Annotated in this window: 7 protein-coding genes and 1 pseudogene; 2 read left to right on the forward strand and 6 right to left on the reverse strand. The window is 66.9% G+C overall.

The genetic code is table 11. From position 1 onward, the window contains the following. Positions 1 to 51: 51 nt before the first annotated feature. The gene (gene typA / locus ASE59_RS10965; protein ID WP_056456010.1) at positions 52 to 1,896 is read right to left on the reverse strand and encodes a translational GTPase TypA; all 1,845 of its coding nucleotides are present in this window, start codon (positions 1,894 to 1,896) and stop codon (positions 52 to 54) included. Positions 1,897 to 2,284: 388 nt separating this feature from the next. Here typA and ASE59_RS10970 point away from each other — a divergent pair, with 388 nt between their 5' ends. Next, the gene (locus ASE59_RS10970; RefSeq protein ID WP_056456012.1) at positions 2,285 to 3,478 is read left to right on the forward strand and encodes a toxic anion resistance protein; all 1,194 of its coding nucleotides are present in this window, start codon (positions 2,285 to 2,287) and stop codon (positions 3,476 to 3,478) included. A 4-nt stretch (positions 3,479 to 3,482) separates the two neighbouring features. After that, positions 3,483 to 4,184 (forward strand): hypothetical protein, encoded by a 702-nt coding sequence (locus ASE59_RS10975; protein ID WP_056456014.1) that lies wholly within the window; start codon positions 3,483 to 3,485, stop codon positions 4,182 to 4,184. 9 nt (positions 4,185 to 4,193) lie between these two features. On the opposite strand, the gene ASE59_RS10980 is transcribed toward ASE59_RS10975, so the two are convergent. From ASE59_RS10980 to ASE59_RS20705, 5 genes and pseudogenes are all read right to left on the reverse strand, one after another. Beyond that, a complete protein-coding gene (locus ASE59_RS10980) occupies positions 4,194 to 4,610 on the reverse strand; it encodes a hypothetical protein (protein ID WP_056456017.1) in 417 nt (138 codons plus the stop codon). 367 nt (positions 4,611 to 4,977) lie between these two features. After that, positions 4,978 to 5,712, reverse strand: coding sequence for an energy transducer TonB (locus ASE59_RS10985; protein ID WP_082458322.1), 735 nt, complete (start codon positions 5,710 to 5,712; stop codon positions 4,978 to 4,980). A 45-nt stretch (positions 5,713 to 5,757) separates the two neighbouring features. Further along, complete coding sequence (locus tag ASE59_RS10990; RefSeq protein WP_056456019.1) at positions 5,758 to 6,543, reverse strand: 3'(2'),5'-bisphosphate nucleotidase CysQ; 786 nt, start codon at positions 6,541 to 6,543, stop codon at positions 5,758 to 5,760. Beyond that, positions 6,536 to 7,882: a TldD/PmbA family protein gene (locus ASE59_RS10995; RefSeq protein WP_056456021.1), complete on the reverse strand. Its 1,347-nt coding sequence runs from the start codon at positions 7,880 to 7,882 to the stop codon at positions 6,536 to 6,538. The genes ASE59_RS10990 and ASE59_RS10995 overlap by 8 nt, the downstream gene beginning before the upstream one ends. Before the next feature lie 38 nt (positions 7,883 to 7,920). Next, a pseudogene (locus ASE59_RS20705) lies at positions 7,921 to 8,150 on the reverse strand (4-hydroxybenzoate octaprenyltransferase); the annotation flags it as partial.

Genomic DNA, 8,150 nt, shown 5'->3' on the forward strand with positions numbered 1-8,150 from the left:
TCCTCGCCTTGGCGAGGCCGGCCGGGCGAGCCTTGTTCGGCTCGGCCGGGCTTAAGCCGCGGCCTTGGCCCGGCTCGCCTTCTTCCGCTCGTGCGGATCGAGGTGCCGCTTGCGCAGACGGATGTTCTTCGGCGTCACCTCGACCATTTCGTCGTCGTCGATATACGCAATCGCCTGTTCCAGCGTCATCTTCTTCGGCGGGGTCAGGCGGATCGCGTCGTCCTTGCCGCCCGATGCGCGGAAGTTCGTCAGCTGCTTCGCCTTCATCGGATTGACCTCTAGGTCGTCCGTCTTGGCGTTCTCGCCGATGATCATGCCTTCATACAGCGCTTCACCATGCCCGACGAACAGGATGCCGCGCTCTTCGAGCGGACCCAGCGCATAGCCCTGCGCTTCGCCGGCGCCGTTCGAGATCAGCACGCCGTTCTTGCGGCCTTCGATCTGGCCCTTGTGCGGACCGTATTTCTCGAACAGCCGGTTCATGATGCCGGTGCCGCGCGTATCCGACAGGAACTCGCCATGATAGCCGATCATGCCGCGCGACGGGGCGGAGAAGGTGATGCGGGTCTTGCCGCCGCCCGAGGGACGCATGTCGGTCATCTCGGCCTTGCGCAGGTTCATCTTCTCGACGACCGTGCCCGAATATTCCTCGTCCACGTCTATGATGACGGTTTCGTACGGCTCGGTCTTCTTGCCGTCCTCGTCCTCGCCGAACAGCACGCGCGGACGCGAGATGCCCAGTTCGAACCCTTCGCGGCGCATCGTTTCGATCAGCACGCCCAGCTGCAATTCGCCGCGACCCGCGACTTCATAGCTGTCGCGATCGGCCGCTTCGGTCACCTTCACGGCGACGTTCGATTCGGCTTCGCGGAACAGGCGGTCGCGGATCATGCGCGACGTGACCTTCGTGCCTTCGCGACCCGCCATCGGCGAATCGTTGACGGCGAAGCGCATCGACAGCGTCGGCGGATCGATCGGCTGCGCATGCAGCGGCTCGGTCACCTGCGGATCGCAGATGGTGTTCGAGACGGTCGCGACGGCCAGCCCGGCCAGCGAGATGATGTCGCCCGCCTTCGCCTCGTCGACCGGCACGCGCTCCAGCCCGCGGAACGACATGATCTTGGACGCGCGGCCCGTTTCGATGACGTTGCCGTCGTTATCCAGCGCGTGGATCGGCTGGTTCAGCTTGATCGTGCCCGAATTGACGCGACCGGTCAGCACGCGGCCGAGGAAGTTGTCGCGGTCGAGCAGCGTGACGAGGAAGGTGAACGGAACATTGTCCACTTCCAGTGCGGGCGGCGGCACATGGGCGACGATCGTCTCGAACATCGGGATCAGCGTGCCTTCGCGCGCGTCCATGTCGGTCGAAGCATAGCCGTTGCGGCCCGACGCATAGAGCACCGGGAAATCGAGCTGTTCGTCGTTGGCGTCCAGCGACACGAACAGGTCGAACACTTCGTCCAGCACTTCCTGGATGCGCGCGTCGCTGCGGTCGACCTTGTTGACCACCACGATCGGCTTCAGGCCCAGCGCCAGCGCCTTGCCGGTCACGAACTTCGTCTGCGGCATCGCGCCTTCGGACGAATCGACCAGCAGGACGACGCCGTCGACCATCGACAGGATGCGCTCCACCTCGCCGCCGAAATCGGCGTGGCCGGGGGTGTCGACGATGTTGATGCGGATCGATTCATCGCTGCCCGGCGGGGTCCAGTCGACCGAGGTCGGCTTGGCGAGAATCGTGATCCCGCGCTCCTTTTCGAGGTCGTTCGAATCCATCGCGCGTTCCTCGACGCGCTGGTTGTCGCGGAACGTGCCGGACTGACGGAACAACTGATCGACGAGCGTGGTTTTGCCGTGATCGACGTGGGCGATGATCGCCACGTTGCGAAGGCTCATGGTATTTCCTGGATCATGCGGGAGTGCAATTGGCCGCGCGCTTAGCGCATTTCCTGCGAAACCGGAAGTCCCCTCCGTGCTGCGTTGCAGCATGGGAAGAAGAAGAATTTTCGCGCAGAGGCGCAGAGGCGCAGAGAGGGTTCGCTTGGCGCGACTTCATCCGCGCCAGCGGCCTGCCTTCTTCGGTTAAACGTAACTACTCGTCTCCCGATCGCGCGCGTTCACCCCGATCGCGACCTCTTTGCGCCTTTGCGCCTCTGCGCGAACCACCTTCTTCCTTCTTCTGGCGAATTCGCGACCTTGCACCCCAAACGTGTATTACATAAATAGCACAGTTGAACGATACCGCGTCCGCATGGCATCACCCGGCGGACGACGTGGAGGAATTATGGCGACGCAGACTGAACAACCCGCGCTGGTGCTGACCCCGCCCGATCCGGTGCCGACGGTCCCTGCGGCAAAGGCGGCCGGGCTGGTGCCCGTGGACGACGTCAAGAAGAGTGAATTGCAGACCCGCGTCGACGACTTCATCGATCAACTTGTCGCGCAGGACGTGAACTCGCCTGAATTCGGCAAGCGCGTCGACGCGATCAGCAACCTTGGCGCGCGCGAAATCCGCGAGGCCGCCGGCCAGTCGAACCGCTTCCTCGACCGCCCCGTCCGCGCGATGGACCAGGAATCGGGCGTCGGCGCCGACCTGGCGCAACTGCGCCGCACGATCGAGGATCTCGATCCCGGCCGGCAGGGCAATCTGCTCGAGCCGAAGAAGCTGTTCGGCATGATCCCGTTCGGCAGCAAGGTCCGCGACTATTTCGACGGCTATAAATCCGCGCAGAGCCACATCGGCTCGATCCTGAAGCGTCTGCAATCGGGCAAGGACGAGCTGTTGATGGACAATGCCGCCATCGACACCGAACGCGCGAACCTGTGGACCGCGATGGGTCGTCTCGAACAGATGATCTACCTCTCGCGCGAGATGGACGCGAAGCTGGAGGACAAGGCCGACGAACTGGATCACAGCGACCCGGCCAAGGCCAAGGCGATCCGCGAGACCGCGCTCTTCTATGTCCGCCAGCGCAGCCAGGACCTGCTGACGCAGATGGCGGTGACGGTGCAAGGTTATCTCGCGCTCGATCTGGTCAAGAAAAACAATGTCGAGCTGGTCAAGGGCGTCGACCGCGCCAGCACCACCACGGTCGGCGCGCTGCGCACCGCGGTGACGGTCGCACAGGCGCTGACCAACCAGAAGCTGGTCCTCGAACAGATCACCGCGCTCAACACCACCACCGCCAACATCATCGATTCGACCGGCAAGCTGTTGCGGTCGCAGACCGCGACGATCCACGAACAGGCCGCCGCCTCGACCATCCCGGTCGAAGTGCTTCAGCGCGCGTTCCAGAATGTCTATGACACGATGGACGCGATCGACACCTTCAAGCTGAAGGCGCTCGATTCGATGAAGACCACCATCAACACGCTCGGCAACGAGGTCGAGAAGTCCAAGGGTTACATCGCCCGGGCCGAGGGCGCGTCGCAAAATGCCTCGGGTCAGGGCGAGACGTTCAAGCTGGAGGCGATGTAGGCTCATGTCGCGCAGCGACGAGGTATTGGAACGTGCCAGCCTGACGCTGGAGCGCGCGCGCGAACGCCACGGACAGGTCGCGCCGCGCGCCCGGCGCAGGCGTGAGGCTGAGGTGCTTCGCCGCCTCGGTCGCATCGCGCTGGCCGATGGCGCGATCCTCATTGCCGCGCTGGTGCTGGGCTGGTTCGTGCCGCTGGGCGTCGGCGGCGCGCTGCTGGTGGTGACGCTGCTGATCGCCGCGACCTTGCTGTTCGCGGCCCTCCCGGTCACGCGCCCCGTCGCGGTCGAACAACTGGTGCAGGCCCCGATCAAGTCGCTCCCGTCGCAGACCGAACGCTGGCTGGCGACGCAGCGCCCCGCTTTGCCGGCCCCCGCCGTCAGCCTCGCCGACGCGATCGGGGTGAAGCTGGACACGCTGTCGGCGCAACTCGCCACGCTTGGCGACGACGAACCGATGGCGGCTTCCGAAGTTCGCAAGCTGGTCGGCGAACAACTCCCCGAACTCATCCGCGGCTACAACCGCGTCCCCGAACCGCTGCGCCGCGTCGAGCGCAACGGCCGCACGCCGGACCAGCAACTGGTCGATGGCCTGCGCATCATCGACGGCGAAATCGCCGCGATGACGCAACATCTAGCGCAGGGCGATCTTGATAGTCTGGCGACGAGAGAGCGGTATCTGCAGATCAAATATCAGGGCGAGGAGTGACGCCGTTTATCAGGGTACCGACGGCAGAATCAGCGGATCGCTGGCAATATAGGTAATCGACGCCCCTTCGGCGGATGGCTCGCGTCGGAAGACACGCGCCTTGGACGCATCGGCGATCGACAGGACGCCAGGCCGCGGCCAGACTACGCTGATCCCGATGTTGCCCGCCCGTTGCAAATCGGTCGCGCCATGATCACTGTCGGCAACGAATACTTCAGTCAGCGTGTCAGTTGGAAGGATCGAACGGCCAAGCTTCACGATCGTCGCCGTGTCCGTCGTTGCACCGCAGTCGCGCGCTTCGACCAATGCATATCGGTCACTGCCCCGATCAAATGCCTTGTGCACGATTTCGGTCGAGCACGGAGGCGCCGACCCGCAACCGCTCATGGCCAAAACGGGCAACAGAACAAGCACGCGACGGATCATTTTCGGCCTTTTGGGCGACGCTGCTCCGGCGACATCACTTTCGCTTTCCTACAGCTACCCGCGACCCGTACCCTCTTTCGCGCTCTTTCTCATCCTCGATCAATCACCGACTGGACTTCTGTAACCAATCCACGTTCGGACAAGTGCTCGCAACCGGCTCACTCCCCTCCCTGACAAGGGAGGGGCTGGGGGTGGGTCGGTCTGAGGGGGAGCCGGTGCTTGTTATGAAAAGCCTACCTACCCCCGACCTCGCGCCTGTCAGGGAGGGGAGTTGGTCCCGCAAGCTTCAATCAATCACGAAAACCGCACCATGCAAACACGCCGCAAGTGTGACCTTTGTGACCTTTGGCCAAAAACCCCAATCTTATCAGTAGCGCTCGACGTCCCAGTCATGCCGCTGCACCATCACCGACGGCACCGCCCGCCCCTGCGCGTCGCGCGACGGGCGAAACCGGAACGCCCGCTCGATCTGACGGCAGGTCGCGATGTCGATCGCACGATTGCCGCTCGACCGGCGGATGCGACAGTCGGTGGCGCGCCCATTGGGCTCGACGACGTAATCAACCTCGACGGTCCCCTCGAAACCGTCCTCCGCCAGTTCGGGCGGCAACCGCGCACCCTGCAACGATCCGCCGATCTGCTCGGGCGGCGTGTCGCCCTCGCCGCCGCCATCGCCATCCCCCGCACCGCCACTGCCAAGGCCGTTGCCGACTCCGCCGGCACCGGTCCCCGGCCCGACCCGATCGGTCGCGCCCGACGAGGCATTGTTACCCGGCCCGGCAACCGGCGCGGTGACGACGGGCGGCGACACCGGCAGCGGCACGACCGGCGGCGTCGCGACGATCTCGGTCGCCTTCGACCGGATATTGGGCGGTGCCGCCCGCCCCTCGGGCCGCCCCTGCCGCACGACCTGCGGGACCGGCGGCGGGGGTGGTGGATCGGGCGGCGGCGGCAGGATGTCGAACGTCGCCAGCGCATTCTGCGCCACCCGCGGCACATCGACGCCCAGCCCGACGATTAACGCCCAGCCGAGCAGGACATGCAGCACGACGGTCACCCCCATCGCACCGATCCGCGTCCGTTCGGGAAGTGTCGCTTGCATCGCCATCGCCCTGGCACAACGCCGATGAATGGCGCCTGATCCGGCCTACCGTTTCCCCAACGCCACGATCGCCCGTTCGCGCAGCCGTTCCACCGCCGCCGCATGGATGCCCGGTGCCGCCGCCATCACCCCGAAGAACTGTGGCCTTGGCTGGTTGAAGCGCAGCTTGCGCCCGATCGCGTCGGTGACCGTCGCCCCCGCCTCGCGGGCCAGCAGGATGCTCGCCGCCACGTCCCATTCATTGCCCCAGCGGATCGTGGCAAGGAAATCGGCCTCGCCCGCCGCGACCATCGCCATGCGCAGCGCGATCGAATTGGGCTTGGCCACCATCAGCAAATCGCGATCCGCCTTGGGCAGCGCGTCGACCGGGGTCCGGCTGCCGGCAAAGTCGCTGCGGGTGCTGACCGCCAGCCGGGCACCGTTCAACCACGCCCCGCCGCCAGCCCGCGCTGTCCAGCGCTGTTGCCGGACCGGGGCGTCGAGCACGCCCAGTACCGGCTGGCAGTCCTCGACCAGCGCCACCGACACCGCCCAGCCGTCGCGCCGGCGGATATAGTCGCGGGTGCCGTCGATCGGGTCGACGATCCACACCAGCCGCCTCGCCAGCCGCACGGCGTCGTCGGCGGTCTCCTCCGACAGCCAGCCCGCCTCGGGCAGCAACGCACTCAACCGGTCGCGCAGCAGGCGGTCGACGGTCAGGTCGACCTCGCACACCGGGTTGCCCGGCGCCTTTTCCCATGTCGCGAAATCGCCATGCCAGCGCGCATGCGCCAGCGCCGCCGCCTCGGCGGTGATCGCTGTTACCTGTTCGAGCAGCGCGGCGTCAGCCACCCGCCACCGTCATACCATCGACCCGCAGCGTCGGCACGTTGACGCCCTGCCGATGCTCCAGATCGCCCGCCGCGGTCAGCGACGCCAGCATCGGACGCAGATTGCCGGCGATGGTGATGCCCGACACCGCCCGCGTCACCTCGCCGCTTTCGATCAGGAAGCCCGACGCCCCCCGGCTGTAATCGCCGGTGACGCCGTTCACGCCCTGCCCGATCAGTTCGGTGATCAGCACGCCGCGTTCGATATCGGCGATCAGCGCCGCGCGCGTGCCCGTTCCGCCCGCCAGATGGACGTTGCCCGTCGTCACCCCCGGCGGTCCGCTCAGCCCACGCGAAGCGTGGCCGGTCGGCTCCAGCCCGAGCTGCCGCGCCGAGGCGCTGTCGAGCAGCCACGTCTCCAGCACGCCATGATCGACCAACGCCATCGGCGACACCGGCAACCCTTCGCCATCGAACGGCCGCGCGCGCAGCCCGTGCGGGCGGTGGGGGTCGTCGATGATCGACAGGTTGGTCGGCAGGATCGCATGGCCCAGACAGTCGCGCAGGAAGCTGGTACCGCGCGCGATCGACGGGCCGGAGATCGCGCCGAGGATATGCCCGATCAGGCTGCCGCCGACGCGCGGATCGAACACCACCGGCATCGCCCCGCCCGCCAGTCCCACCGGGTTGAGCCGCGCAACGACGCGCTCGCCCGCGCGCCGACCGACGCTTTCCGGGTCCTCCAGCATCGCGCGGTGCCGCGCCGAATGATGCGCATGGTCGCGCTGCATCCCCGCCCCCTCGCCCGCCAGTACGCTGGCCGAGATGCCGTGGCTGGTCACCGCATAGCCCTGCGCAAAGCCATGGCTGGTGGCGAAGGCGACGACGGCGCGGTTATAGCCGGCCGATCCCCCTTCCGAATTGCTGACGCCCGGCACTGCCCGCGCTGCATCCTCGACCGCCAGCGCCGCCTCGCGCAGCGCCTGTGGCGGCACGTCGCCACCGTCGTCGAGGTCGAGCAGCGGCGGCGCGCCGTGCAGCAGCCGCTCGGCCGGGGCGAGGCCCGCCCAGCGATCCTCGGGCGCGGCGCGCGCCATCGCCACCACCCGCTCGGCCAGCGCATCCAGCCCACTGTCGGACAGGTCGGACGTCGACACGCTCGCCGATCGCTGTCCCACGAACACCCGCAGGCCCAGTTCGCTGCCCTCCGACCGGCCGACATCCTCGAGCTGCCCCAGCCGCACCGACACCGACAAGGCGGTATCGGCGACGAGGATCGCATCGGCGGCATCCGCGCCGTGCCGCTTGGCAAGGTCCATGGCAGCATGGGCACGATCGACGGCTTGGGACGGGGTCAGCATGGTCGGCAGATGGGAAGCCGAAGCGGCGACGGCAACGCTCATGCCGCCTGCCCCACCACCAGCAGGCCGAGGAAGATCAGCAACCCGGCATCACGGTTCGAGCGGAACCGCCGCAGCGTGTTCGCACCCTCTGCGGGCCGCAACGTCGCAACCTGCCAAACCAAATGCAGCGCGCCGGGCAGCAGCGCGGCCAGCGCCAGCGGCGTCGGGAACACCCGCCACACCGCCCCTGCCCAGCAGGCGATGGCGACGGCATAGAGCAACGTCA

The organism is Sphingomonas sp. Leaf10 (assembly GCF_001421245.1).
Lineage (GTDB): Bacteria > Pseudomonadota > Alphaproteobacteria > Sphingomonadales > Sphingomonadaceae > Sphingomonas.